Here is a 25,365-nt window from a genome sequence, read left to right on the forward strand (position 1 = left end):
CGACCGGCTTCGACGTGATTCACGCGGTGTTCAGCTGTTGCGACCCTGCTGGGAGCCGTTGGGGGCGTTCGTCGGTGAATCCTGCTCGACGAGCCCGTCTGTCGGATCGGCGACTGCGGAATCGGCCCGGCCCGGGGTGCCCTGCTGCGGGAAGCGGTCGGGCAGCCGGCGCAGCCGGGCGTTCATGTTGCGGATCAGCAGGACGGTGACGGTGGCCAGCGCGACGATGAGGAAGAGGCCCATCGGACCGGCCAGACCACCCGTACGGGTGTCACCGAAGTTGTTCTGCGCGAGCACCTCGACGGTGGTCAGCATGGTGTTCCTCCGATGTGCGACTGAGCACCAGGGTAGACCCCGGCCGGGTCAGTGGGCACGGCACGCCTCTCGTACGCCGGCGAACAGGTCGGACTCGGGCAGCGGGCTGTCGACCAGCGAGCGGGCGAGTTGGAAGTCCTCCGTCGGCCAGGCGCGCTTCTGCAGTTCCATCGGCACCTGGAACCAGAAGCCGTCCGGGTCGATCTGGGTGGCGTGCGCGCGCAGCGCGTCGTCGCGGACCGGGAAGTAGTCGGCGCACTCGACCCGGGTGGTGATCCGGGCGCCCTTGTCGGGGCGCTCGTCCCAGCGCTTCATCCACTCGCCGTACGGCGACTCGAGCCCGGCGGCGAGCACCGCCTCGTGCAGGCTCATGATCTTGGCGCGGGAGAAGCCCACGTCGTAGTAGAGCTTCAGCGGCTGCCACGGCTCGCCCAGCTCGGGGTGGCGGTCCGGGTCACCGGCCGCGTCGAACGCCGCCACGGTGACCTTGTGGGTCATGATGTGGTCGGGGTGCGGGTAGCCGCCCTCCTCGTCGTAGGTGGTGACGACATGCGGCCGGAACTGCCGCATCAGGCGCACCAGCGGCGCGGCGGCGACGTCCACGTCCTGGAGGGCGAAGCAGCCCTCCGGCAGCGGCGGCAGCGGGTCGCCCTCGGGCAGCCCGGAGTCGACGAAGCCGAGCCACGCCTGCTCGACGCCGAGGATGGCCCGGGCGGCGTCCATCTCGGCCCGCCGGATGTCACCGATGTTCGCCCAGACGTCGGGGCGGTCCATCTTGGGGTTGAGCACACTGCCCCGCTCGCCACCGGTGGCGGTGACGACCAGGACGTCCACTCCCTCGGCGACGTATTTCGCCATGGTGGCGGCGCCCTTGCTCGACTCGTCGTCGGGATGGGCGTGCACCGCCATGAGACGCAGTTGTTCTGCCACCTTCGGCGCTCCTCGTCTGTGCCCGCCGACCGGCCTCCGGGCCGACCGGCTGACCTGCCGGAATCTCCCCCCGCGCCCGCGAAAGCCCCCGTGACGGCCGGTCGGGGGGCCGCCACCGGAGTGGCCAGGGCCACGCCCGCCGGTCCAGGCCGACCTGCCATCCTTGACTCAGCGCCGGGCTGGGAAGATGGACCTAGCCATTCTTGCCGATGCCGCCGACAACAACGCCAGGAGATACCCGCCGGTGAGCGAGACGCACGCCACAGTCGCCGCGAAGGCACCGGTCTTCCCGCCGGGCCGCTACGGCCGCCGCCGGGAGCCGGGGCGCCGCCGGCCGGTCCTGCTCGCCCTGACGGTGACGGTCATGCTCGCCGTCCTCGGGCTGGGCGCGGCGAAGCTCTACTACCAGTACGGCGACCCGGAGTACCAGGGCGAGATGATCAGCTACTCCGACATCACCGACTCCCGGGTGATCGTCGACTTCCGGGTCACCGTGCCGCCGGGCGGCTCCGCCACCTGTCTGCTGCGGGCCCGCTCCCACGACGGGGCCCAGGTGGGCAGCGCCGAGGCCACCGTGACCGCGGAGCCCGGCCAGCGCCACATCCGGACCCGGCAGGAGGTGCCCACGAGCGCCCGGCCGTTCATCGGCGAGGTCCTGCGCTGCCGGCCCGCCGGCTGAGCCGGGCCGCCGGCGAGTCGCCGGCCACCGCACCCCGGTCCCGCCGCCGGCACCCGGGGTGATTGATCACACCTCGACGCGACCCGCACTGGTAGCCTTGCAAGTTCACCTGTCAGCCAGTCCGCACCAATCGAGGAGACCGCCTGTGTCCACAAATGGAAACGAGGCGCCCGCCACCTGGCTGTCCCAGGACGCCTACGACCGTCTGCAGGCCGAGCTCGACGAGCTGATCGCCAACCGGCCGGTCATCGCCGCCGAGATCAACGCCCGGCGCGAGGAGGGCGACCTGCGGGAGAACGGCGGCTACCACGCCGCCCGCGAGGAGCAGGGCAAGGCCGAGGGCCGCATTCTCTACCTCAAGGAGCTGCTGCGCACCGCCAAGGTCGGCGAGGCACCGGACACCGACGCGGTGTCGCCGGGCATGGTCGTGAAGATCTACTTCGACGACGACGCCGACGACAGCGAGACCTTCCTGCTCGGCTCCCGGGAGATCGCCTCCACCACCGACCTGACGGTCTACAGCCCCGAGTCCGCGCTCGGCAAGGCCATCCTCGGCGGCAAGGCGGGGCAGACCTGCACCTACACGGCGCCCAGCGGCGCCGATATCAAGGTGACCATCGTCTCCTTCGAGCCGTACAGCGGCTGACCCCTCCGGACCCGCGCCGGATGGCTCGGGTCCCGAACCCGACCGAGGCTGACAGGCCCTCCTCGGACCCGAGCCGCACACCCGAACGCCCCGACCGGATCATCCGGCCGGGGCGTTCGCGTTCGGCTGTGACGTTCGCGATCCGCTGCGGGCGCCCGTGCCGCCGGGGGCTCAGCCCTCGCCGGTGAAGACCACCTGGTAGCCGCTGGCCCGCAGCGCGCTGATCAGCGTGTCCGAGTGCTCCACCCCGCGGGTCTCCACGGACAGGGCCACCTCCACCTCGCCGAGGCGCAGGTGCGGGTTGGCGCGCTGGTGCACCACGTCCACCACGTTGGCCCGGTGCTCGGCGATCTCGCCGAGCAGGGAGGCGAGCTGGCCGGGCCGGTCCGTGCAGCGCACGGTGATGCGCAGGAACCGCCCCGCCGCCGCCAGGCCGTGCTCGATCACCCGGAGCATGAGCAGCGGGTCGATGTTGCCGCCGGAGAGCACCGCGACGACCGGCGCGGTCACCTCCACCGCGCCGGCCAGCAGCGCCGCCACGCCGACCGCGCCGGCCGGCTCGACCACCTGCTTGCCGCGTTCCAGCAGCATCAGCAGCGCCCGGGAGATGTCCTCCTCCGAGACCGTGACCACGTCGTCGACCAGCTTGCGGACATGGGTGAAGGTCAGCTCGCCCGGACGGCCCACGGCGATGCCGTCGGCGATCGTCGCGAACGAGGGCAGCCGCAGCGGCTCGCCGGCCCGCAGCGAGGGCGGGAAGGCGGCGGCGCTCGCCGCCTGGACCCCGATCACGCGTACGTCGGGACGCAGCGCCTTGGCCGCCACCGCCATGCCCGAGACGAGCCCGCCGCCGCCCACCCCGGTCACGATGGTGCGCACCTCCGGGCACTGTTCGAGGATCTCCAGCGCCACGGTGCCCTGCCCGGCGATGACGTCGGCGTGGTCGAACGGGTGGATGAACACCGCCCCGGTCCGCTCGGCGAACGTCTGCGCCGCGACGAGCGACTCGTCCACCGTGTTGCCGACCAGCTCGATCTGCGCGCCGTACCCCTTCGTCGCGGCGACCTTCGGCAGCGGCGCGTTCACCGGCATGAAGACGGTGGCGTGCGCGCCGACCAGCCCGGCGGCGAGCGCCACCCCCTGGGCGTGGTTGCCGGCGCTCGCCGCGACCACACCGCGGGCCCGCTCCTCGGCCGAGAGCCGGGAGATCCGCACGTACGCGCCGCGCACCTTGTACGACCCGGCGCGCTGGAGGTTCTCGCACTTGAGCCAGACCGGCCCGCCGAGCGCGGCGCTGAGCGGCCGGGACGGCTCCAGCGGGGTGGTACGAGTGACACCGGCGAGCAGCTCCCGCGCGGCCTGTACGTCGGCGAGGCCGACCAGTTCCGTCATGCCCCGATCGTGCCACCCGGGGCAGGCGGAACCTGCGGCGACGTCGGCGCAACCGGCATCGGCGCGGCGGGCGCGGGCCGGCCCGGTCGGCCGGGCCAGGCGGGCTGACCGGGCCAGCCCGGCGGGCCGGGCCACGCGGGCACGGCCCGGGAGAGCCGGTCCTGCTGGGCGGCGGAGATCCGGCGGATCAGCACGACGAACGCGATCCCGGCGACCAGGCAGGCCACCGCCGGCACCAGCCGGGGTGCGAGCGCGTCCTCGTAGAAGCGCACGTACGTGGCGAACTCCGCGTCGTTGCGGGGCAGCTCGGTCAGCCGGTCGTAGCGCTGCTGCTCGGCCCGCGCGACGAACCGGTCACCGATCAGGAACACCAGCCAGCTCACCCACCACACCCCGACCAGCCACGACTGGCGGCGCTGCCACACGCTGTTGCGGAGCAGGTCGGCGAGCACCCGGGCGGGGACGACGAAGTTGGCCAGCGGCACCAGCCACCCGGCGATGGCCCACGCCGGGCTCAGGTTCGGCACCGCGCCCGGGAACGCGTCCAGGTTCTTGCGCGCCCGCCAGGTCCAGATCACCACGAGCGTCCCGGCGGTCAGCAGGGCGAGCAGGTACGGCAGCGAGAACAGCACCTCGGCCAGCACCGCGCCGAGCAGCACGTCCCGGTCGAGCTGCTCGGCGGCCGAGCGGGCCATCTGCACACCCACGAGCGGGAACAGGGCGGTGAGCAGGTAGCACACGGTGGCGGCACCGACCGCGAACGCGCCGGCCACGGCCAGGCCGCGCACGCCGTACGTGGGCACGCCGGGACTCACGGCGGGCTGACCGACTCGGGTGCCGCAGCGCCGGCACTCCTCATAGGCCGGGGACGTGGGGTCCCCGCAGGTCTGGCAGTTCATCGGGGACCGTCCGAGGTGGTGTGCGCGACAGGGTGCGCACACGCTAGACGATCACGCGGTGGCCGGCGACCCCGTTCCGACCCGGGGATAGCCGGGTGCGTGCCGGGCCCACGGCGCCTGCATCTCGAACTGGCCGGCCACGCCGAGCAACAGCAGTTCGGAGCCGGGCGGGCCGACGAACTGCACGCCCACCGGCAGGCCGTCCGGGCGGCGGCCGACCGGCACCACTATCGACGGGAGCCCGGCGATGTTCCACGGCGCCGCGTACGGGGCGTACCTGATGTTGGTCGACATGTTCGCCAGCCAGGAGCGGCCCGACCACCCGGCGGCCTCCGGCGGGGGCCCGGCCAGCGCCGGGGTGAGCAGCAGGTCGATCGAGTTGTCCGCGAAGAAGTGCACCGACCGTTCGCGCCAGGCGGCCCGGTCGGCCTCCCGCACGTACCCCCGGCGCTGCGCCCACTCGCCGAGCGTGACGTGCCGGCGACTGCGGCGCTGGAGCTGACGCGGCGCCACCCCGGCGGCGCGCACGTCGGCGGCGGCCGCCGCGAACCAGGTGGCGATGCCCTGGAGGCCGAGCCGGGTCGGGTAGACCGGATCGGCGGGCACGGTGTCGTGACCGGCGGCGGCCAGCAGCCGGCCGGCGGCGGCGACCGCGTCCCGGTTCGGCGCGTCCGGCGAGACGCCACGCACCGGCGAGCGCAGCGAGACGCCCACCCGCAGCCGCTCCGGCGGGACCAGCTTGTCCGGCCGGCGGCCGGCCAGCACCGAGAAACCCACCACCGCGTCGGCGACGGTGCTGGTCAGCATGCCGTGCTCGGTGAGGCCGAACCAGTCGTCCGCGCCGAGCTGGCAGGGCACCACGCCCCGGCCGGGCTTGAGCCCGACCAGGCCGCAGCAGGCCGCCGGGATGCGGATCGACCCGAGACCGTCGTTGCCGTGGGCCATCGGCACCAGCCCGGCGGCCACCGCGGCGGCCGCGCCGCCGGACGAACCACCGGGGGTACGCGCCGGATCCCACGGGTTGCGGGTGACAGCGGTGTCGTCGTCGGTGAGCGCCCACAGGCCCAGCTCCGGCATCCGGGTCACACCGAGGATGACAGCGCCCGCGCCGCGCAGCCGCCGGACCACCTCGTGGTCGGCCTCCGCCACCGGCGTACGCATCGCGGCCGACCCGTTCCAGGTGGGCAGGCCGGCCACCGGCGTGTTCTCCTTGACCGCCACCGGCACCCCGGCGAGCGGCAGGTTCGCCAGTTCCTCCTGCTCGTCGACCTTCTCCGCCTCGGTGATCGCCTCACCGCCGCGCACCGCGCGGAACGCGCCCAGCTCGGGATCCACCCGGGCGACGTGGTCCAGGTGGTCGGCGACGACCTGGGTGGCGGAGACGTCGCCACGGCGTACCGCCCGGGCGATCTGTTTCGCGGTCGTCCCGACCCAGGTCGTCGGCAAGATGTCCGGCACTGCCACCCTCCCCAACCAGCGGTCAGCCCAGGGCCTGCTCCAGATCGGCGAGCAGGTCGTCGACCGTCTCGATGCCGACAGACAGTCGCACGAGATCGCCGGGAACTTCAAGCGGCGAGCCCGCAGCGCTTGCGTGTGTCATCCGGCCCGGGTGCTCGATCAGGGACTCGACGCCGCCGAGCGACTCGGCGAGCACGAACAACCGGGCCCGGTTGCAGATCTGGACGGCGTGCTCCTCGCCGCCCGCCGCGCGGAACGAGATCATGCCGCCGAACCGGCGCATCTGCTTGGCGGCCACCTCGTGGCCGGGGTGCGAGGGCAGGCCCGGGTAGACGACCTGGGCGACCTTGGCGTGTCCGTCCAGGTAGGCCGCGATCCGCTCGGCGTTGTCGCAGTGCCGGTCCATCCGTACCCCGAGGGTCTTGATGCCGCGCAGCGTGAGCCAGGCGTCGAACGGCCCGTTGACCGCGCCCATCGCGTTCTGGTGGTAGCGCAGCTCCTCGCCGAGCGCGCGGTCCGCCGCGACGAGCGCGCCGCCGACCACGTCGGAGTGTCCGCCGACGTACTTGGTGGTGGAGTGCACCACCACGTCCGCGCCGAACGCGATCGGCTGCTGGAGGTACGGCGAGGCGAACGTGTTGTCGACCACCAGCAGCGCGCCGGCGTCGTGCGCCACCGCGGCGAGCGCGGCGATGTCGGCGATGCCGAGCAGCGGGTTGGTCGGCGTCTCCACCCACACGATCTTTGTCGCGCCGGGACGGATCGCGGCCCGCACGGCGTCCGGGTCGGAGACCTTCGCCGGGGTGTACGCCAGGCCCCAGCGCTCGGCCACCTTGGCGAACAGCCGGTACGTGCCGCCGTACGCGTCGTCCGGGATCACCACGTGGTCGCCCGGCTTGCAGACGGTCCGCAGCAGCGTGTCCTCGGCGGCCAGGCCGCTGGCGAAGGCGAGCGCCACCGGGCCGCCCTCCAGCGCGGCCAGGCACTCCTGGAGCGCGTCGCGCGTCGGGTTGCCGGAGCGGCTGTACTCGTAGCCCTCGCGGGGCGCGCCGACGGCGTCCTGGGCGTACGTGCTGGTCTGGTAGATCGGCGGGATCACCGCACCGGTGCGGGCCTCCGGGTCCTGACCGGCGTGGATGGCGAGTGTCTCGAAGCCGTGGCTCATGCCGCAGACGTTAGTCCCCCGCCCGGTCCCGCTCCCGGCAACCCGGTGCGAGTCACAAGCGCGAAGGTGTCGGGGCGGTCGGCCATACTGGTCCGGTGAGTTCGACCGAGGCGCTCCCCTCTCGCCTGCACGGCGTCGCCGACCGGATCCCGGCCTCGCTGGGTCTCGCTGCCGGTGACGACCTAGGGTTGATGCTCGCCGGCGGCTATGCCATGTGCGCCCACGACCTGGTCGACCGGCCCTCCCAGGACATCGACTTCGCCACGGCCGCCGCGCTGCCGCTCGACGCCGTGACGGATCGCCTCGGGGCCCGGTGCTGGCCTTCGAGGACGCGGTGGGGCTGAAGGTCCGCGCGCTGCACGACCGAGCCGCCCACCGGGACTACATCGACGTCCGCGCGGCCTCCGAGCGGCTCACCTGGTCGGAGTTGGAGCACCTCGGCGCCCGTCACACCGCCGGCTTCTCGTTGGACGAACTGGCCGACCGGCTGGGTGGTGTGACGGAGCGGGACGGCCGGACCTTCCGTTCGTACGGGCTCACCGAGCAACAGGTCGACGAGTTGCGCGGATGGGCGCTGCGATGGGAGGCGGACATCCGGGCGCGCCTCGCCAACGGCGAGACCGGCCCGACTGGCATCCCCGAAGACGACTGGGACGCCTACCTGGACCGCTCCTGACCCGCCCGGTTTCGCGCCGATCATGAGGTTAGCGGTGCCGACGGTCCGATTTGTCGCAGCCAACCTCATGATCAACGCTCGCCCGGAGGTGGGGTGGCCGGGCCGGGCCTAGGGTGGTCGGATGAGCGGGTGCATGTTCTGCGGGATCGTGGCGGGCGAGGTGCCGGCCTTCCGGGTAACCGACGAGCCGGACGGGGTCGCTTTCCTGGACACCCGCCCGGTGTTCAAGGGGCACGTGCTCGTGGTGCCCCGTACCCACCTGGTCACCCTGGCCGACCTGCCGGCCGACGCGCTGCCCGGCTACTTCCGGCTGGTGCAGCGGATCGCCGTGGCCGTGGAGACCGGCATGGACGCCGGTGGGACGTTCGTGGCGATGAACAACCGGGTGTCCCAGTCCGTACCGCACCTGCACGCCCACGTGGTTCCCAGGACGAAGGGCGACGGGCTGCGCGGCTTCTTCTGGCCGCGTACCCGGTACGCCGACGACGCCGAGGCCGAGACGTTCGCCGGGCGGATCTCGGCGGCGCTGGCCTGACGGGAGCGTGGGCGGGTAAGGAACCGGGGGGCGACGCTGTTGCACACGCTGGGAAAGCCAAGAGAGGAGTCCCACCGTGTTCCTCCGCCGCATGAAGGCTGAAATGATCTCTCCTGACCAAGCCCTGCCGGGTCGCCCGATCGCGATGCCGATCGCCGACCGGCACGAGGTGCTGCCGTCGACGCTGAAGGGCCCGTTCCCCGAGGGCGCGCAGGTCGCCGTCTTCGGGATGGGCTGCTTCTGGGGCGCCGAGCGGCTGTTCTGGACCCTCCCCGGCGTGATCACCACGTCCGCCGGCTACGCGGGTGGCTACACCACCAACCCGACGTACGAGGAGGTCTGCTCGGGCATGACCGGGCACGCCGAGGTGGTCCAGGTGGTCTACGACCCGTCGAAGATCGCCTACGAGGACCTGCTGAAGGTCTTCTGGGAGAACCATGACCCGACCCAGGGCATGCGCCAGGGCAACGACGTGGGCACCCAGTACCGCTCGGCGATCTACACCACCACCGACGAGCAGGCCGCCGCCGCGAAGGCGTCGCGGGACGCGTTCGCGCCGATCGTGGCCCGGGCCGGCAAGGGTGAGATCACCACCGAGATCGCCCCGCTCGGCGACTACTACTTCGCCGAGGACTACCACCAGCAGTACCTGGCGCCGACGAAGAACCCGAACGGCTACTGCAACCACGGACCGAACGGGCTGAGCTGCCCGGTCGGCGTGGCCCGCACCGCGGGCTAGCCCGCGACCCGCACCACGAGTCCGGCACGGTGAACGGCGAGGCCGATCACCGTGCCGGCAGCGTCTACGCTCACGCGATCTTGCAGTTTCGGCCCACGAGTTGCCCGGATTACGAGGATTACGGGGCACCAAAGTGCAAGATCGGGGAAAGCCGCCGATGCCGGGGCGCGCCGGTCCGTGCGGTATTCCTCACACCGGGGACGGGCCGGGTTTCCGGCATCCGGGCGTGGAGGGGCAGGAACCGAAGGCGTGACAGGCAACCACCCTGCGTGACGGCGCATCGTAGCAAGCTGTCACACGTTCGTCATCGTCTCAACAGGCGAACTGCAACAAGCTCTGGCAGCATTGGCTCGTATGTGCGGACTTGCGGGAGAGTTCCGCCGTGACGGTTCACGCGCCGACGTCTCGGCCGTGGAGCGGATGGCGGCCACGATGAGTGACCGAGGGCCCGACGACAGCGGCATCTGGTCGCAGGGCCCGACCGCGCTGGGACACCGGCGCCTGAAGATCATCGACCTGTCCGCGGCGAGCGGCCAACCCATCGTGGACGCCGCCGCCGGGCTCACCGGTGTCTTCAACGGCTGCATCTACAACTACCGGGAACTACGCGCCGAGCTGCAGGCCAAGGGCCACCGGTTCTTCTCGTCCGGTGACAGCGAGGTCGTGGTCAAGGCGTACGCCGAGTGGGGGCTCGACTTCGTCGACCACCTGATCGGCATGTTCGCGGCGGCGATCAGCGAGCGCGACACCGGCCGCCTGGTGCTGGCCCGGGACCGCCTCGGCATCAAGCCGCTCTACCTGGCCGAGAGCCCCGGTGTGGTCCGGTTCGCCTCGACGCTGCCGGCGCTGCTCGCCGGCGGCGGCATCGACACCACCATCGACCGGGTTGCGCTCGCCCACTACCTGAGCTTCCACAGCATCGTGCCGCCGCCGCGCACCATCCTGGCCGGCGTCACCAAGCTGCCGCCGGCCACGGTCCGGGTGTACGAGGCGGACGGCTCCACCCACGAGCGGGTCTACTGGGATCCGTCCTTCGGCCGCGCCGCCGAGCGGGCCGGCTGGTCCGAGCGGGACTGGCAGGACGCGCTGCTCGACTCGCTGACCACCGCCGTGCGCCGCCGCATGGTGGCCGACGTCCCGGTGGGCGTGCTGCTCTCCGGCGGCCTCGACTCCAGCCTGGTGGTCGCGCTGCTCGCCGGCGAGGGGCAGGCCCGGTCCGGTCTGGCCACGTTCTCCATCGGCTTCGACGCGGTCGGCGGCCGGGAGGGCGACGAGTTCGTCTACTCCGATCTGGTCGCGAAGACGTTCGGCACCGACCACCACCAGATCCGGGTGCCCACCGGTGACCTGCTGCCGCCGCTGGAGGCCGCCGTCGCGGCGATGAGCGAACCGATGGTCAGCCACGACTGCGTCGCGTTCTGGCTGCTCAGCCAGGAGGTCGCGAAGCACGTCAAGGTGGTGCAGTCGGGCCAGGGCGCGGACGAGATCCTGGGTGGCTACCACTGGTACCCGCCGCTCGCCGGGGTGGACCGGGAGCAGGCGCTCGAGACGTACGCGAAGGCGTTCTTCGACCGCGACGCGGCCGGACTGGCCCGGGTGCTCAACCCGGCGTGGCTGGCCGACGGCGACCCGGCGCGGGAGTTCGTGGCCGCGCACCTGGGCCGCGCGGGCGCGCAGACCGCCGTCGACGCCGGCCTGCGGATCGACACCCAGGTCATGCTGACCGACGACCCGGTGAAGCGGGTCGACAACATGACCATGGCGCACGGGCTGGAGGCCCGGGTGCCGTTCCTCGACCACGAGTTCGTCGAGCTGGCCGCGAGCTGCCCGCCGGAGCTGAAGCTTGCCCAGGGTGGCAAGGGCGTGCTCAAGGAGATCGGCCGCCGGGTCCTGCCGCACGAGGTCATCGACCGGCCCAAGGGCTACTTCCCGGTGCCCGGTCTCACCCACCTGGAGGGCAAGCTCCTCGACCGGGTACGCGACGCGCTCACCGCCCCGGAGGCGCGCCGTCGTGACCTGTTCCGCGCCGACTACGTCGACGCGCTGCTCGCCGACCCGAATGCCGAACTGACCCCGTTGAACGGAAACAAGCTGTGGCAACTGGGACTCCTGGAAATGTGGCTCCAGAGCCACGGAATCGACTGACCGTGACCGACACCCTCGCCACCGGAACGGCGCGTACCGACCGGGAACGGGTGCTGGGCCGGCGCCGGGAACGCACCGGCCCGGGCGGTGACCCGATCGCACCGGGTACGCCGGAGCCGCGGCAGCCGGAGACCGCGTCCACCGACGCCTCGGGCGTGGTGCTGGACTGCGGCTGGGGCCGGCTGGTGTTCGGGCAGACGTTCGACGACCAGGTGCACGTGGCCGACGTGCTGCGCTCCGAGGCGGTCGGCGCCCGGGACATCTGCATCTACCTGCGCGACCCGCACGTGCTGGTGTCCCGGCTGCCGGACGAGCTGTTCATCGACCCGTCGCTGACGTACCGGCTGCCGCTGGGCGACAAGCGGCCCGCCGCCACCGAGGGCGGCGAGGTGCCCGGGCTGACCGTCCGGCCGCTGCGTGACGCCGCCGACGCCGAGGCGGTGAACCGGATCTACGCGCGCAACGGCATGGTCACCGCACCGGTCGAGGTGCTGGTGGACAACGCCGGCACGGACCGGTTCCTGCACCTGGTGGCCGAGGACACCACCGGTGAGGTGGTCGGCACCATCACCGGCGTGGACCACGTCGCGGTCTTCGGCGACCCGGAGGACGGCGCCAGCCTGTGGTGCCTCACAGTCGACTTCAACACCGCCCCGCCCGGCACCGGGCAGGCGCTGCTCACCGCGCTCGCGGACCGGCTCGACGAGCGCGGCCGGGCGTTCGTGGACCTGTCCGTGCTGGCCGAGAACTCGGGTGCGATCCGGCTGTACGAGCGCCTCGGCTTCCACCGCACCGGCACGCTCTGCGTGAAGCGGAAGAACCCGATCAACGAGCGCCTGTTCCTGCCCGCCATGCCGGAGGGGTACGACGAGCTGAACCCGTACGCGAAGATCGTCGCGGACGAGGCGATGCGCCGCGGCATCCGGGTCGAGGTGACCGACCCGCACTGGGGTGAGCTGAAGCTGACCACCGGCGGCCGGACCATCCACACCCGCGAGTCGCTGTCGGAGCTGACCTCGGCGGTGGCGATGAGCCGCTGCGACGACAAGCGGGTGACCCGGCGCATCCTCACCGAGGCGGGGCTGTCGGTGCCGCGCGGGCGCACCGCCACCGGCGAGCCCGACGACGTCGCATTCCTGAACGACGTGGGCCCGGTGGTGGTCAAGCCGGCGCGGGGCGAGCAGGGCAACGGCATCACCGTCGGCGTGCGTACGCCGGAGGCGCTGACCGCCGCCGTCGAGCTGGCCCGCCGGTTCTGCCCGGACGTGCTGATCGAGGAACTGCGCGCGGGCGAGGACCTGCGGGTCGTGGTGATCGACCACGAGGTGGTCGCCGCCGCGGTACGCCGGCCGGCGCAGATCACCGGCGACGGCGTGCACGACATCACCGAGCTGATCGAGCGGCAGAGCCGCCGCCGGGCCGCCGCCACCGGCGGCGAGTCCCGCATCCCCGTCGACGACATGACCCGCGAGGTGGTGGCGGAGGCCGGGTACCGGATGCACGACGTGCTGCCGGAGGGCGAGGTGCTGGCGGTCCGGCGGACGGCCAACCTGCACACCGGCGGCACGATCCACGACGTGACAGCCGATCTGCACCCGGCGATCGCCGAGGCGTGCGTCACGGCGAGCCGGGCGCTGGACATCCCGGTCACCGGGCTGGACCTGCTGGTCCCCGCCCCGGACCAGCCGGAACACGTGTTCATCGAGGCGAACGAGCGGCCCGGACTGGCCAACCACGAGCCGCAGCCCACCGCCGAGCGCTTCGTCGACCTGCTCTTCCCGGGTACCCGGGCACCGCAGCGACTCTGGTCACCGGCCGGTGCGGCAAGCTCTGGGGCATGACCGCACGCAAGCCCCAACCGCTCAAGCTCGACCTCGACTACCTCCGCCAGGTGCTGGTGGAGCTGCTGGAGATCCCCAGCCCGTCGGGGCGCACCGACCACATCCAGCAGTACGTGGGCGAGCGGCTCTCCGCGATCGGGATCAGCTCCACGCTGACCCGTCGCGGGGCGCTGAGCGCCTGTCTGCCCGGCCCCCGGTCGACCGGCGCAGACCGGGCCGTGGTGGTGCACACCGACACCATCGGCGGCATGGTGAAGCGGCTCAAGGAGAACGGCCGGCTGGAGGTCAACCCGATCGGTACGCACAGCGCCCGCTTCGCCGAGGGCGCCCACGTGCGGATCTTCACCGACGACCTGGAGCGGGTCGTCACCGGCCAGGTGCTGCCGCTGAAGGCGAGCGGCCACCGCTACAACGAGGCGGTCGACCTCCAGGGCGTCGGCTGGGAGCTGGTCGAGGTGCGGGTGGACGAGCCCGTGCACGACGAGGCCGGGCTGCGGGCGCTCGGCATCGACGCCGGGGACTTCGTGGCGTTCCTGCCCAACCCCACGATCACTCCGAACGGGTACGTCAAGTCCCGGCACCTGGACGACAAGGCGGGCGTGGCGGCGGTGCTGACCGCGTTCAAGGCGATGGTCGACGCCGGGATCATCCCGGCGGTCACCGCGCACCTGCTGGTCACCGTCACCGAGGAGATCGGCCACGGCGCCAGCCACGGGCTGGACCCGGACGTCGCGGAGATCGTCTCGGTGGACGCGGCGGTGGTCGCGCCGGGCCAGCAGTCCCGGGAGACCGCCGCCACGCTGGCGATGGGCGACGGCGTCGGCCCGTTCGACTACCACCTGACCCGCAACCTCGCCTCGATCGCGAAGGAGCACGGCGTCGACCTGGTCCGGGACGTGTTCGACTACTACCGCTCGGACGTGGCCGCCGCGGTCGAGGCCGGGGCGCACGCCCGGGTGGCGCTGCTCGGGTTCGGCGTGGACGCCACCCACGGGCACGAACGCACCCACCTCGACGGCCTGCACCAGCTCACCCAGTTGCTCTGCCTCTATCTCCAGAGCCCCCTGGTCTTCCCGGAGTGGGACGCCGAGCCGGAGGGCGACCTGGCCGACTTCCCGTCGCTCGCAGTGCAGCCGGCGAACGAGGAGGGCCCGCGCGAGGGCCCGATCGGCCTGGACTGACCGGGGTCTGTGATCGAAATCCGTTGCCGCGGCCGCCGCGAACTGGATAGCGTGGCGGTACACGGGAAAGGAGGTGGTCCAGACTTGTATAGCAATCGGACTCGTGAGGTGGCTGTCCGCTAGCCGCTGTCCTCGACAGTGAAATCTCGTCCGCCGCGAGGCGGGCACCTGCAGGATCGTCGAGACCGTGTGGCAGCGGTGCGGCGAAACCACGACAGCCACCCGACCCCCGGGGTGCCGGCCCAGTCCAGCCGGCCCGCGCGCGAGCGCGGAAGCCCCGGGGGTCGCTTTTTGCCTTCCGGAGGATGCCGTGTCCATGCGTGAGCTGGTGGTGCTCGGTACGGCCAGCCAGGCCCCGACCCGGCAACGCAACCACAACGGCTACCTGCTGCGCTGGGACGACGAGGTGATCCTCTTCGACCCGGGCGAGGGCAGCCAGCGCCAGATGCTGCACACCCGGATCACCGCCACCGACCTGACCCGGATCTGCGTCACCCACTTCCACGGGGACCACTGCCTCGGGCTGCCCGGCATGATCCAGCGGCTCTCGCTGGACCGCGTACCACGCCCGGTGGCGGTGCACTTCCCGGCCGGCGGCGCCGAGTACTTCGCCCGGCTGCGGCACGCCTCCAGCTTCTACGAGACCGCCGAACTGGCAGTCGAGCCGATCGACGCCGACGGGCAGCGCATCACGCTGGGCATCGGCACGCTGGAGGCCCGCCGGCTGCGGCACCCGATCGAGACGTACGGGTACCGCCTGGTCGAGCCGGACGGCTGCCGGATGCTTCCGGAGCGGCTGAGCGCGTACGGCATCGCCGGTCCGGACGTGGGGCGGTTGCTGCGCGACGGCCACCTGGACCGCGACGGACGCCGCGTGACCCGCGACGAGGTGAGCGTGACCCGGCCGGGGCAGCGGTTCGCGTTCGTGATGGACACCGGGCTCTGCGACGGCGTGTACGCACTGGCCGAGCACGCCGACCTGCTGGTGATCGAGTCGACGTTCCTGGAGTCGGAGGCGGCCCTCGCCGCCGAGGTCGGGCACCTCACCGCCGGCCAGGCCGCGCGGGTGGCGGCCGAGTCGGGGGTACGGACGCTCGTGCTCACCCACTTCTCCCAGCGGTACGCCGACCCGCGCCGCTTCCACGACGAGGCCCGCGAGCACTTCACCGGCGACCTGGTGATCGCCGAGGATCTTCAGACGGTACAGGTGCCGCCCCGGCGGGTACCGTCGCCCGGGTGACGATCTCCCTACGTTCCGCGACCGAAGCCGACCTGATGGCGGTCGGCGCCCTGCACCAGCGTTCACGGGTGGCGGCGTACTCGTCGTTCCTGCCGCCCGAGGCGCTGGCCGACCCGACGCCCGAGGCGATGGGCCGCTACTGGGTGGAACGGCTGACCTGGGAGGGCGCCGACCACCGGATGACGGTGGCCGAGCGGGGCGGGCGGCTGGTGGGCTTCAGCTACCTCGGGCCGGACGACGAGGGCGACCCGGCGACCGGGCTGCTCAACGCGATCCACCTGGAGCCGTCCGAGCGGGGCCGGGGCACCGGCCGGGCGCTGATGGTGGACGCGCTCGACGCGATGCGGGCCCGGGGATGGACCCGCGCGGTGCTGTGGGTGCTGCGGGACAACGCCGCCGCGCGCCGGTTCTACGAGCGCGGCGGCTGGGTCCTGACCGGTCTGCAGCGGGACGAGCACATCGGCTCGGCGCTGGTGCCGCAACTGCGGTACGGCCGCGAGCTGTGAACGGGCGGGCCCCGGATCCCGGGGCCCCGCCCCGCTCAGCGGGCGCCGAGGTGGGCCAGCAGGTCCTGGCGGGTCAGCACGCCCTTGGGCTTGCCGTCGACCAGCACCAGCGCCGCGTCCGCCTTCTCCAGCAGCCCGACCGCCTCGCTCACCGGCTGGCCGCCGCCGATCATCGGCAGCGGCTCGCCCATGTGCCGCTCGATCGTGTCGTGCAGGTGGGCCTGGCCGGTGAACAACGCGTCGAGCAGGTCCTTCTCGGCGATCGAACCGGCCACCTCACCGGTCACCACCGGCGGCTCGGCCTTGAGCACCGGGAGCTGGGAGACGCCGTACTCGCGCATGTAGTCGATCGCGTCGCGGACCGTCTCGGTCGGGTGCACGTGCACCAGCTCGGGCAGGCCGCCGGGCTTGCCGGCGAGCGCGTCGGCGACGGTCGGCTCGGTGCCCGAGTCGTCCAGGAAACCGTACCGGGCCATCCACTTGTCGTTGAAGATCTTCGACAGGTAGCCCCGGCCGCCGTCCGGCAGCAGCACCACGATCACGTCGTCCGGGCCGGCCTTGCGGGCCACCTCCAGCGCGCCCACCACGGCCATACCGCAGGAGCCGCCGACCAGCAGCCCCTCCTCGCGGGCCAGCCGGCGGGTCATCTCGAAGGACTCCTTGTCCGACACCTCGACGATCTCGTCGGCGATCCCCCGGTCGTACGTCTCGGGCCAGAAGTCCTCACCGACGCCCTCGACCAGGTACGGCCGCCCGGTGCCGCCGGAGTAGACCGAGCCCTCCGGGTCCGCGCCGATCACCTTGACCCGGCCCTCGGACGCCTCCTTGAGGTAGCGGCCGATGCCGGAGATGGTGCCGCCGGTGCCGACGCCCGCGACGAAGTGGGTGATCCTGCCTTCGGTCTGCTGCCACAGCTCCGGGCCGGTGGTCTCGTAGTGCGAACGCGGGTTGGCCGGGTTGCTGTACTGGTTGGGCTTCCACGCGCCGGGGATCTCCCGGGCCAGCCGGTCGGAGACGTTGTAGTAGGAGCGCGGGTCCTCCGGCGCGACGGCGGTCGGGCAGACCACCACCTCGGCGCCGTACGCGCGCAGCACGTCCTGCTTGTCCTGGCTGACCTTGTCCGGGCAGACGAAGACGCAGCGGTAGCCCCGGAGCTGGGCCACCAGGGCCAGCCCGACGCCGGTGTTGCCGCTGGTCGGCTCCACGATCGTGCCGCCCGGCCCCAGGATGCCCGCCTTCTCGGCGTCCTCCACCATGCGCAGCGCGATCCGGTCCTTGACCGAGCCGCCCGGGTTCACGTACTCCACCTTCGCCAGCACGGTGGCCTGGATGCCCTCGGTGACGTTGCGCAGGCGTACCAGCGGGGTGTTGCCGATCAGCTCGACGACGTTGTCGTAGTACTGCACCTCGTTGTGCCCTTCGTCGCGCCGCCGTCGTGGGGCGGTCGGTCAGCGGTCAGTTCGCCGACCAGCGTACGTGCCGTCAGGGCACCGCATGCCCGGGGATGACGGAGCTGCGACGTGCCTCCCACTCCAGGAACCGCTCGGTCTCGGCGAGCACGCTGCCGGCCAGCCAGGTGACCATGACCGCGTCGTCGGCCAGCCCGAAGATCGCCAGCGGGATCTCCGGCAGCAGGTCGATCGGGGAGACGATGTACGCCGTCGCCCCGGCCATCAGCGCCAGGCGCAGGCCACCGTCGTACTCGCCCCGGGTGGTCGCGCGGATCATCCGCGGCAGCGCCGCCAGCCGTGCCCCGAGCGACGGCCCGCCCCGCGTACCGGCCGCCAGCGCCCGGGCCAGCGCCGCGAACGCGGCGCTGCGCTTCAACGTCTTCCCCATGATGTCGCCCCTCTCCGCTCGACCATGGTGCGGCCCGATGGCAAGTCCATGTCCGCTGCCCCTCATCGGTACCCAATCCGGGCACCGCCCAGCCATCCGATCAAGGACAGCAGTGGTCGTACCGGCGCGATACTGTCGGTTCATGGGGGACGCTGGTTCCGTCGCGCCGGTCCGCCGGCAGCGCGCCCGGCAGATCGCCCGCCTCGCGGCGATCGGCACGGGCGCCACGGTGGCGGCCACCGCCGCCACCGGTGGGGTGCTGCTCGGCCAGGCCCGGCAGGCCCGCCGCACCATCCCGATGGCGCAGGCCCCGCCGCCGCGCTGCGACGGTGTGTACGGCGCGAGACTGCCCGGCCCGCCGATCACCGTGGTCATCCTGGGCGACTCCTCAGCGGCCGGGTACGGCGTGCACAGGCGCCGGGAGACACCGGGATCACTGCTGGCCACCGGGCTGTCCCGCCGCCTGCACCGGCCGGTCCGGCTGCACCGGTTCGCCGTGGTCGGCGCGTTGTCGTCAGGGCTGAAGCCGCAGGTCGAGTCCGCCCTGGAGGTCGAGCCGGACGTCGCAGTGATCCTGGTCGGCGGCAACGACGTCACCAACCGCTCACCGTTCTCGGTAGCGGTGCGATATCTGGTCGACGCGGTCCGTACGCTCCGGGCGGCCGGCTGTGAGGTGGTCGTCGGCACCTGCCCCGACCTGGGCACCATCCGGCCTATTCAGCCGCCGCTGCGCTGGCTGGCCCGGCGCTGGAGCCGCCAGCTCGCCGCCGCGCAGACGGTGGGCGTGGTCGAGGCCGGCGGCCGTGCCGTCTCGCTCGGCGACATGCTCGGGCCGCGCTTCGCCGCCGACCCCGGGCGGATGTTCGCCTGGGACCGGTTCCACCCCTCCGCCGAGGGGTACGCGATAGCCGCAGCGGCGTTGCTGCCCACCGTGTTGTCCGCGTTGGGCGCGGTCCCGGAACGCAGGCCTGTCCTGCCGGGCGTGGAAGGCGTACGGTCGCTCCCGGAGGCCGCCCACCAAGCGGCCCGGCACGCAGGCACGGAGGTCAGCGGCGCCCAGCTCCGGGGTCGCGACCGCGGGCCGGGCGGGCGGTGGGCGCAGCTTCGCCGGCGGGCCTTCTTCGGCGTCGGCGCGGTGCCACCGACCGGCAGCGCCGCCGACTCGGCAACGCTGGAGGGAACGTCATGAGCGAGCGCGGTGAGGTGGCCCGGTGGGGCCGGGCCGCGGCCCTGTCGCTGCTGGCCGGCACTGTGGGCGGCGCGGCGGTCCTGGCCGGCCAGGCCATCGCTGCCCGCACCCGCGAGTACGCCCAGCCCGAGCTGGGTCTGGTCCTGCGCGCGACTGTCGGCCGCGCGGACGCGCCGCCGCTGCGGCTGGTGCTGCTGGGTGACTCGTCGGCGCTCGGTGTGGGCGTCGACCGGTTCGAGGACACCATCGGCGGTCAGCTCGCCAACCTGCTCGCCGAGGGTCCGACCGGGCGCCGGGTGCAGCTGTCCAGCGTCGGGGTCTCCGGCTCGCGCGCCACCGACCTGGCGACCCAGGTGGCCCGGGCGCTGCTCGGTGAGCGGCCGGACGTGGCGGTGGTGCTGATCGGGGCGAACGACGCCACCGCGATGTCCCGGCCCGGCGACGCGGCGGCCTATCTCGGCTCGGCGGTACGCCGTCTGCGGGAGGCACACGTCGAGGTGGTGGTGGGCACGTGCCCCGACCTCGGGGCGGTACGCGCGGTCGCCGCACCGCTGCGTCAGGTGCTCGGCTGGTCCGGGCGGCGGATGGCGCGGGCGCAGACGGCGGCCGTGCTGGACGCCGGCGGCACCGTCGTCGACCTGGGCACCGAGACCGGCCCGGTGTTCCGCGCGGACGCGGGGACGCTCTGCCACGACGGCTTCCACCCGTCGGCCGACGGCTACCGGGTGTGGGCGCACGCCCTGCTCCCGGCGGTCGAGGCGGCCGCTGCCGTCGCGTTCCGGCATCACCGGCGACCGCCCACGGGGTGACATTTCCCGCCCGCCGTGCGACTTCCCGGGCATGTTACTCGCGCGTTAACGTTGGCTCATGCCGATTGAGTCGCCCCGCGACGCCGTCATCGTCGCCACCGCCCGGTCCCCCATCGGCCGCGCGTTCAAGGGTTCCCTCCGCGAGGTCCGCCCGGACGACCTCGCCGCCACCATCGTCCAGGCCGCCCTCGACAAGGTCCCGGCGCTCGATCCCACCACCATCGACGACCTCTACCTCGGGTGCGGTCTGCCCGGCGGCGAGCAGGGCTTCAACATGGCCCGGGTGGTCGCCACCCTGATGGGCCTCGACGGCCTGCCCGGCGCCACGCTGACCCGCTACTGCGCGTCCTCGCTCCAGACCACCCGGATGGCGATGCACGCGATCCGGGCCGGTGAGGGTGACGTGTTCATCTCCGCCGGTGTGGAGATGGTGTCCCGGTACGCCCGGGGCAACTCGGACACGCTGCCGCCGGAGGCGCAGGCCCTCGTCGGCGGCGGCTGGGAGAACCCCCGCTTCGCCGAGGCCCGGGAGCGTTCCGCGGCCCGCGCCCAGGGCGGCGCCGAGGTGTGGACCGACCCGCGCGAGGCCGGGCAGCTCCCCGACATCTACCTCGCCATGGGGCAGACCGCGGAGAACCTGGCCCAGGTGTACGACGTGACCCGCGAGGACATGGACGCGTTCGGCGTCCGCAGCCAGAACCTCGCCGAGAAGGCGATCGCCGACGGCTTCTGGGCCCGCGAGATCACCCCGGTCACCACGCCGGACGGCACCGTCGTCAGCACCGACGACGGCCCGCGAGCCGGGGTGACCCTGGAGGCGGTGGCCGGCCTGAAGCCGGTGTTCCGCCCGGACGGCCGGATCACCGCGGGCAACTGCTGCCCGCTCAACGACGGCGCCGCCGCCGTGGTGATCATGAGCGCCGAGCGCGCGTCCGAGCTGGGGCTCACCCCGCTGGCCCGGATCGTCTCCACCGGCGTCACCGGGCTCTCCCCCGAGATCATGGGCCTGGGCCCGGTCGAGGCGTCGAAGCAGGCGCTCAAGCGCGCCGGCATGACCATCGACGACGTCGACCTGGTCGAGATCAACGAGGCGTTCGCCGCCCAGGTGATCCCCTCGTACCGGCAGCTCGGTATCCCGGAGGAGAAGCTGAACGTCGCCGGTGGCGCGATCGCCGTCGGCCACCCGTTCGGCATGACCGGTGCCCGGATCACCGGCACGCTGCTGAACGCGCTGGAGTGGCACGACAAGACCATCGGTCTGGAGACCATGTGCGTCGGCGGCGGCCAGGGCATGGCGATGGTGCTCGAACGACTGAGCTGAGACCGGTTCGCCGGTGCGCGAGCCGAGTACGGGAGGCCGCATGGCGACCGTCGTGGAACGTGAGCGCAAGTACTCCGGCGACGAGGGTTTCCGGCTGCCCGACCTGACCGGGTGCGGTGGCGTCGTGACCATGTCCGACGCCACCGTCTCGGATCTGGACGCCGTCTACTGGGACACCGGCGACCTGCTCCTGCTGCGCAGCGGGCACGCACTGCGCCGGCGTACCGGTGGGCACGACGCGGGCTGGCACCTCAAGGTGGGCGCTGTCGGTGGCGCCCGGGTCGAGCACCAGTTCCCGGCCGGGGCGTCCGACGACGGCCCGCCGCCCGAGCTGGTCGCGCTGATCCGGGGCGCGTCGCGCGGTCGCCCTGTCACTCCGGCGGCCCGGGTCGTCAATCGCCGCCGGGAGCACCGGCTGCTCGACGCGGACGGCCGGGTGCTGGCCGAGGTGGCCGAGGACGACGTCCGGTCCGAGGACCTGGTGGACGGCACCGCGCGGACCTGGCACGAGATCGAGATCGAGCTGGTCGAGGGCGACGAGGCGCTGCTCGACGCACTCGGGGAGCGGCTGCGCGCGGCAGGCGCCCGCGAGGTGGCGGTCAGCAAGTCGCACCGGGCCGTCGCCGGCCGGATCGAGCGCTTCGACGACCGGGAGCCGGTCGGCCCGGCGGGACCTGTCCTCGCGTACGTCAGGGCACAGCGCGACGCGATCGTCGGCAACCACGCGGCCGCGTACCAGGGGAACGAGGACGCGGTCCACGACATGCGCGTGGCGACCCGCCGGTTGCGGGCGACCCTGCGTACCTTCCGGGGGTTGTGGGACCGCCGGGAGAGTGAGGCGGTCCGGGCCGAGCTGCGCCGCCTCGGCGGCGAGCTGGGCCGGGTCCGCGACACCCAGGTGATGGCCGACCGGCTCACCGAGGCGATGCACGAGCTGCCGGACGAGCTGGTGCTCGGCCCGGTGGCGGCGCGGATCGGCCAATGGTTCGCCGCCGACCGGGCCGAGGCGACCATCGCGCTGCGGTCCGCGCTGGACGCCGACCGCTACCCCGCTCTGCTGGCCCGCCTGGATCGGCTGGCCGACGGCCCGCCCGCCGACGTCGGCCGGCGGTGGGTGGACCGCAGGGTCCGCAAGGCGGTACGCCGTGCCGACACCCGGCTGGACCGGGCGCTCGCCACCACCGGGCCGGACGGGGACGTCGCGTTGCACGAGGCGCGCAAGAAGCTCAAGGCCGCCCGCTACGCGGTGGAGGTGCGCGCGCCGGCCGCCGGCAAGCGGGCCGCTCGCCTGGTGAAGCGGTTCAAGGCGCTCCAGGACCTGCTCGGCACCCAGCAGGACTCGGTGGTCACCCGGGAGGTGCTGCGGCGGCAGGCGCTCCAGGCGTACGCCGACGGCGAGAACGCGTTCACGTACGGCCTGCTGCACGCGAGGCAGGCCGAGGCCGCCGGCCACGACCGCCCGGCCGTCCTGCGGGCGCGCGACCGCTCAAGACACCGCAAGGTACGCCGCTGGCTGAACCCCTGACCCGCCCTCTCCCGGCCCCCACTCGGTCGATCATGAAGTTGACGGGGATCAGCGTCCGTTTTGTCGCCGCCAACTTCATGATCAACGGGGTCAGGGCGGGGGGTCAGAGGGCGGCGCGGGTTCGGGTCACCGCTTCCGTGGCGGTGGCCAGGATCTGGTCGGGGGGCGCGGCGAGGGTCAGGTCGGCGGTGACCACGCGGAGCTGGTCGGGCAGGGCCAGGTCGCTGGGGAGGCGGGGCACGTCGCGGCGCGGCTCACCGGCCGCGTCGGCGGCCAGGTTGGCGATCTCCTGGACCAGCTTGTGCACCAGGTCGGCCCGGGACACGTTGCCGCCGTCCGCCTTGGCCGACCAGCGCGGCTGCTGCCAGTGCCCGACCTGTCGGACCAGCAGGGTCACCGCCCGGTCCAGTTCCGCTGCGCTCATCGCCGCCGAGTCTACGGTCAGCGGCGTACGTAGCTGAGCAGGCGGAGGATCTGCCAGTACAGGAAGATCAGCCCGACCAGCAGACCGAAGGCGCAGTACCAGGCGTAACGGCTGGGCAGCCGGTTCGCGGCCGACCGTTCGACCAGGTCGAAGTCGAGGATGAAGCTGAGCGCGCCCGCGATGATCGCCACCACCGAGAACAGGTACGGCAACCAGCCCACCCGGTCACTGAGGCTGTAGACGACCACCCCCTGCCGCCCGGTGAACAGGTACGCGAACAGGTTGACCAGGCCGATCGCCACGATCCCGACGAGCATGCCGATGACGAGCCGGGCCAGGCGCGGGGTGGCGCGTACCAGCCGGGCCCGGTAGAGCACCGCCATGCCGAGGAAGACGCCGAACGTGCCGACCACCGCCTGCGCCACGATGCCCGGATAGACCAGTTCGAAGGCGCGGCTGGCCACCCCGAGCAGCAGTCCCTGGAGCACCGCGTACCCGACGATCACCGGTGGACTGGTGATCTGCTTCAGCGAGATGACGAGCACCAGGGCCAGGCTGGCCAGCGCGCTCCCGGCGAGCGCGGCGGAGATCCACGCGGCCTGCGGCACCACCACCCAGGACACCGCCGCCGTGACGCCGGTGACCAGCAGCAGACCCACGGTCCGGCTGACCACGTCGGCCACCGTCATCGTGTCGGCGGTCCCGGCCCTGAGCACCTGCCGCTCGACGCGGCCGACGTCGTCCAGCCGGTCCAGCACCGGGTTGGCACTGCGCACCGTGACCACCTCCCGCCCACGTACCCGGATCCCACTCTGCCCCGGGCGGCCCGGCGGGGACGGGGAAACGGCGACGCCCGCCGCCGCGGATGCGGCAGGCGGGCGTCGTCGGGGAGGGCGTGATGTCAGTCGTCGCCCTGGAAGTAGCTGAGCAGCCGCAGGATCTCGATGTAGAGCCAGACCAGGCCGACCACGATGCCGAAGGCGGCGGTCCAGGAGTAGCGCTGCGGGAGGCCCATCCGGACCCCCTCCTCGATGTCGGCGAAGTTGAGCACGAAGCTCAGCGACGCCACCACGATGCAGACCAGGCTGAAGCCGATCGCGAGCGGGCTGCCGTCACGCAGGCCGGTGTTGACGCCGAACAGCGCCAGCACCAGGTTGACCAGCATCACGCCGAACAGGCCGGCCATGATCGCCACCATGATCCGGGCGAACTTCGGCGTGGCCCGGATGATCCGCGCCTTGTAGATCATCGCCATCAGGAAGAAGACGCCGAACGTGGCCACGACCGCCTGGAGCACGATGCCGTCGTAGAGCGACTCGAACGCCTTGCTGACCATGCCGACGAAGACGCCCTCGATGACCGAGTACGCCACGACGAGCGCCGGGTTGGCCATCCGCGAGAACGAGATGATCAGGCCGAGCACCAGGCCGACCACCGCGGCGCCGATCCACGCGACGCCGACAAGCGAGTCCGGCACGAGGACCCAGGCCGCCGCGGCCGAGGCGCCGAGGATGGCGAGCATGAGGACCGTCTTGACGACCACGTCGTCGAGGGTCATCGGGGTCACGGTGGGCGGGGCCACCGGCTGGCCGTAGCCGCCCGGGTAGGGCTGGGCGTAGGGCTGCTGGGGGTACTGCTGCTGCGGGTACTGCTGGGGGTATCCGGGCTGACCGTACGGCCCGGGCTGGGCGTACCCGGCCGCCCGCTCACGCTCTGCCGCCTGGCCGAGCCGGGCGAGCACCGGGTTCGACGTCTTCACTTCTCAGGCCTCCCTCAGGGGGTCGATCGCACGAAAGACGTGCTACTCCAGGGTAGACGTGGGCGCAATCGCGCGCGCCACGGCTAGCTGTGGGAAAGCTGAGAGTTCCGTACCAGGCGCCGACGGGCTTTCGTCGGCCGGGGAAGCCCTGT

The 25,365-nt window shown here is 72.8% G+C and carries 26 protein-coding genes; 15 read left to right on the forward strand and 11 right to left on the reverse strand.

The genetic code is table 11. From position 1 onward, the window contains the following. Positions 1-30: 30 nt before the first annotated feature. Both IRY44_RS00550 and mca read right to left on the reverse strand, forming a co-directional pair. On the reverse strand, positions 31-315 hold the full coding sequence (locus IRY44_RS00550; RefSeq protein WP_194798523.1) for a hypothetical protein: 285 nt from the start codon (positions 313-315) through the stop codon (positions 31-33). Between the two features lie 48 nt (positions 316-363). Then, positions 364-1,245 carry a mycothiol conjugate amidase Mca gene (gene mca, locus IRY44_RS00555; protein WP_135243394.1) on the reverse strand — a complete coding sequence of 294 codons (882 nt, stop codon included), beginning with the start codon at positions 1,243-1,245 and terminating at the stop codon, positions 364-366. 244 nt (positions 1,246-1,489) lie between these two features. Here mca and IRY44_RS00560 point away from each other — a divergent pair, with 244 nt between their 5' ends. Continuing rightward, positions 1,490-1,924: a DUF4307 domain-containing protein gene (locus IRY44_RS00560; protein ID WP_194798524.1), complete on the forward strand. Its 435-nt coding sequence runs from the start codon at positions 1,490-1,492 to the stop codon at positions 1,922-1,924. A gap of 145 nt (positions 1,925-2,069) precedes the next feature. Then, positions 2,070-2,570 carry a transcription elongation factor GreA gene (greA, locus tag IRY44_RS00565; protein ID WP_013284133.1) on the forward strand — a complete coding sequence of 167 codons (501 nt, stop codon included), beginning with the start codon at positions 2,070-2,072 and terminating at the stop codon, positions 2,568-2,570. A gap of 171 nt (positions 2,571-2,741) precedes the next feature. Here the strand turns inward: greA and ilvA are convergent, their stop codons facing one another. The 4 genes from ilvA to IRY44_RS00585 form a co-directional block, all read right to left on the reverse strand. Beyond that, positions 2,742-3,962, reverse strand: a complete 1,221-nt coding sequence (gene ilvA, locus IRY44_RS00570; protein WP_194798525.1) for a threonine ammonia-lyase — start codon at positions 3,960-3,962, stop codon at positions 2,742-2,744. Next, positions 3,959-4,765: a DUF4328 domain-containing protein gene (locus tag IRY44_RS00575; RefSeq protein WP_370584810.1), complete on the reverse strand. Its 807-nt coding sequence runs from the start codon at positions 4,763-4,765 to the stop codon at positions 3,959-3,961. The genes ilvA and IRY44_RS00575 overlap by 4 nt, the downstream gene beginning before the upstream one ends. Before the next feature lie 147 nt (positions 4,766-4,912). Next, positions 4,913-6,325: an amidase gene (locus tag IRY44_RS00580; RefSeq protein ID WP_194798527.1), complete on the reverse strand. Its 1,413-nt coding sequence runs from the start codon at positions 6,323-6,325 to the stop codon at positions 4,913-4,915. A gap of 16 nt (positions 6,326-6,341) precedes the next feature. After that, positions 6,342-7,484 (reverse strand): cystathionine gamma-synthase, encoded by a 1,143-nt coding sequence (locus IRY44_RS00585; RefSeq protein ID WP_194798528.1) that lies wholly within the window; start codon positions 7,482-7,484, stop codon positions 6,342-6,344. Between the two features lie 95 nt (positions 7,485-7,579). Here IRY44_RS00585 and IRY44_RS30545 point away from each other — a divergent pair, with 95 nt between their 5' ends. The 9 genes from IRY44_RS30545 to IRY44_RS00625 all read left to right on the forward strand — a co-directional run bounded on the left by IRY44_RS30545 (position 7,580) and on the right by IRY44_RS00625 (position 16,347). Then, complete coding sequence (locus IRY44_RS30545) at positions 7,580-7,828, forward strand: hypothetical protein (protein ID WP_228531232.1); 249 nt, start codon at positions 7,580-7,582, stop codon at positions 7,826-7,828. After that, the gene (locus IRY44_RS00590; RefSeq protein ID WP_269696151.1) at positions 7,798-8,160 is read left to right on the forward strand and encodes a hypothetical protein; all 363 of its coding nucleotides are present in this window, start codon (positions 7,798-7,800) and stop codon (positions 8,158-8,160) included. Before IRY44_RS30545 ends, IRY44_RS00590 begins: the two co-directional genes overlap by 31 nt. Positions 8,161-8,281: 121 nt before the next feature. Then, positions 8,282-8,695, forward strand: coding sequence for an HIT family protein (locus tag IRY44_RS00595; RefSeq protein WP_194798529.1), 414 nt, complete (start codon positions 8,282-8,284; stop codon positions 8,693-8,695). A gap of 76 nt (positions 8,696-8,771) precedes the next feature. Beyond that, positions 8,772-9,434 carry a peptide-methionine (S)-S-oxide reductase MsrA gene (gene msrA / locus IRY44_RS00600; protein WP_064447692.1) on the forward strand — a complete coding sequence of 221 codons (663 nt, stop codon included), beginning with the start codon at positions 8,772-8,774 and terminating at the stop codon, positions 9,432-9,434. Between the two features lie 354 nt (positions 9,435-9,788). Then, on the forward strand, positions 9,789-11,579 hold the full coding sequence (locus IRY44_RS00605; RefSeq protein WP_194798530.1) for an N-acetylglutaminylglutamine amidotransferase: 1,791 nt from the start codon (positions 9,789-9,791) through the stop codon (positions 11,577-11,579). 2 nt (positions 11,580-11,581) lie between these two features. After that, the gene (ngg, locus tag IRY44_RS00610; protein ID WP_194798531.1) at positions 11,582-13,420 is read left to right on the forward strand and encodes an N-acetylglutaminylglutamine synthetase; all 1,839 of its coding nucleotides are present in this window, start codon (positions 11,582-11,584) and stop codon (positions 13,418-13,420) included. Further along, on the forward strand, positions 13,417-14,601 hold the full coding sequence (locus IRY44_RS00615) for an osmoprotectant NAGGN system M42 family peptidase (protein WP_194798532.1): 1,185 nt from the start codon (positions 13,417-13,419) through the stop codon (positions 14,599-14,601). Before ngg ends, IRY44_RS00615 begins: the two co-directional genes overlap by 4 nt. 310 nt (positions 14,602-14,911) lie before the next feature. Next, positions 14,912-15,841: a ribonuclease Z gene (locus IRY44_RS00620; RefSeq protein ID WP_194798533.1), complete on the forward strand. Its 930-nt coding sequence runs from the start codon at positions 14,912-14,914 to the stop codon at positions 15,839-15,841. After that, positions 15,838-16,347 carry a GNAT family N-acetyltransferase gene (locus tag IRY44_RS00625; protein ID WP_194798534.1) on the forward strand — a complete coding sequence of 170 codons (510 nt, stop codon included), beginning with the start codon at positions 15,838-15,840 and terminating at the stop codon, positions 16,345-16,347. The genes IRY44_RS00620 and IRY44_RS00625 overlap by 4 nt, the downstream gene beginning before the upstream one ends. Positions 16,348-16,382: 35 nt before the next feature. Here the strand turns inward: IRY44_RS00625 and IRY44_RS00630 are convergent, their stop codons facing one another. Further along, a complete protein-coding gene (locus IRY44_RS00630; protein ID WP_194798535.1) occupies positions 16,383-17,753 on the reverse strand; it encodes a cystathionine beta-synthase in 1,371 nt (456 codons plus the stop codon). A 76-nt stretch (positions 17,754-17,829) separates the two neighbouring features. Further along, a complete protein-coding gene (locus tag IRY44_RS00635; protein WP_194798536.1) occupies positions 17,830-18,186 on the reverse strand; it encodes a YkvA family protein in 357 nt (118 codons plus the stop codon). A gap of 142 nt (positions 18,187-18,328) precedes the next feature. Between IRY44_RS00635 and IRY44_RS00640 the strand changes: the two genes are divergently transcribed. From IRY44_RS00640 to IRY44_RS00655, 4 genes are read left to right on the forward strand one after another with little or no spacing between them, the layout of a single operon-like run. Then, positions 18,329-19,375: an SGNH/GDSL hydrolase family protein gene (locus IRY44_RS00640; RefSeq protein WP_194798537.1), complete on the forward strand. Its 1,047-nt coding sequence runs from the start codon at positions 18,329-18,331 to the stop codon at positions 19,373-19,375. Then, positions 19,372-20,184 carry an SGNH/GDSL hydrolase family protein gene (locus tag IRY44_RS00645; RefSeq protein ID WP_194798538.1) on the forward strand — a complete coding sequence of 271 codons (813 nt, stop codon included), beginning with the start codon at positions 19,372-19,374 and terminating at the stop codon, positions 20,182-20,184. Before IRY44_RS00640 ends, IRY44_RS00645 begins: the two co-directional genes overlap by 4 nt. A gap of 58 nt (positions 20,185-20,242) precedes the next feature. After that, positions 20,243-21,505 (forward strand): acetyl-CoA C-acetyltransferase, encoded by a 1,263-nt coding sequence (locus IRY44_RS00650; RefSeq protein WP_073824922.1) that lies wholly within the window; start codon positions 20,243-20,245, stop codon positions 21,503-21,505. 40 nt (positions 21,506-21,545) lie between these two features. Then, entirely contained in the window at positions 21,546-23,030 is a 1,485-nt protein-coding gene (locus tag IRY44_RS00655; protein WP_194798539.1) for a CYTH and CHAD domain-containing protein, read from the forward strand. A 103-nt stretch (positions 23,031-23,133) separates the two neighbouring features. Here the strand turns inward: IRY44_RS00655 and IRY44_RS00660 are convergent, their stop codons facing one another. The 3 genes from IRY44_RS00660 to IRY44_RS00670 all read right to left on the reverse strand — a co-directional run bounded on the left by IRY44_RS00660 (position 23,134) and on the right by IRY44_RS00670 (position 25,213). Further along, entirely contained in the window at positions 23,134-23,454 is a 321-nt protein-coding gene (locus IRY44_RS00660; protein WP_194798540.1) for a hypothetical protein, read from the reverse strand. Between the two features lie 17 nt (positions 23,455-23,471). Continuing rightward, on the reverse strand, positions 23,472-24,230 hold the full coding sequence (locus tag IRY44_RS00665; protein WP_194798541.1) for a Bax inhibitor-1/YccA family protein: 759 nt from the start codon (positions 24,228-24,230) through the stop codon (positions 23,472-23,474). Positions 24,231-24,355: 125 nt separating this feature from the next. Continuing rightward, complete coding sequence (locus tag IRY44_RS00670; RefSeq protein WP_194798542.1) at positions 24,356-25,213, reverse strand: Bax inhibitor-1/YccA family protein; 858 nt, start codon at positions 25,211-25,213, stop codon at positions 24,356-24,358. Between the last annotated feature and the right edge of the window lie 152 nt (positions 25,214-25,365).

Origin of the sequence: Micromonospora sp. ANENR4, from assembly GCF_015354395.1 — a bacterium.
Classification (GTDB): domain Bacteria; phylum Actinomycetota; class Actinomycetes; order Mycobacteriales; family Micromonosporaceae; genus Micromonospora; species Micromonospora aurantiaca.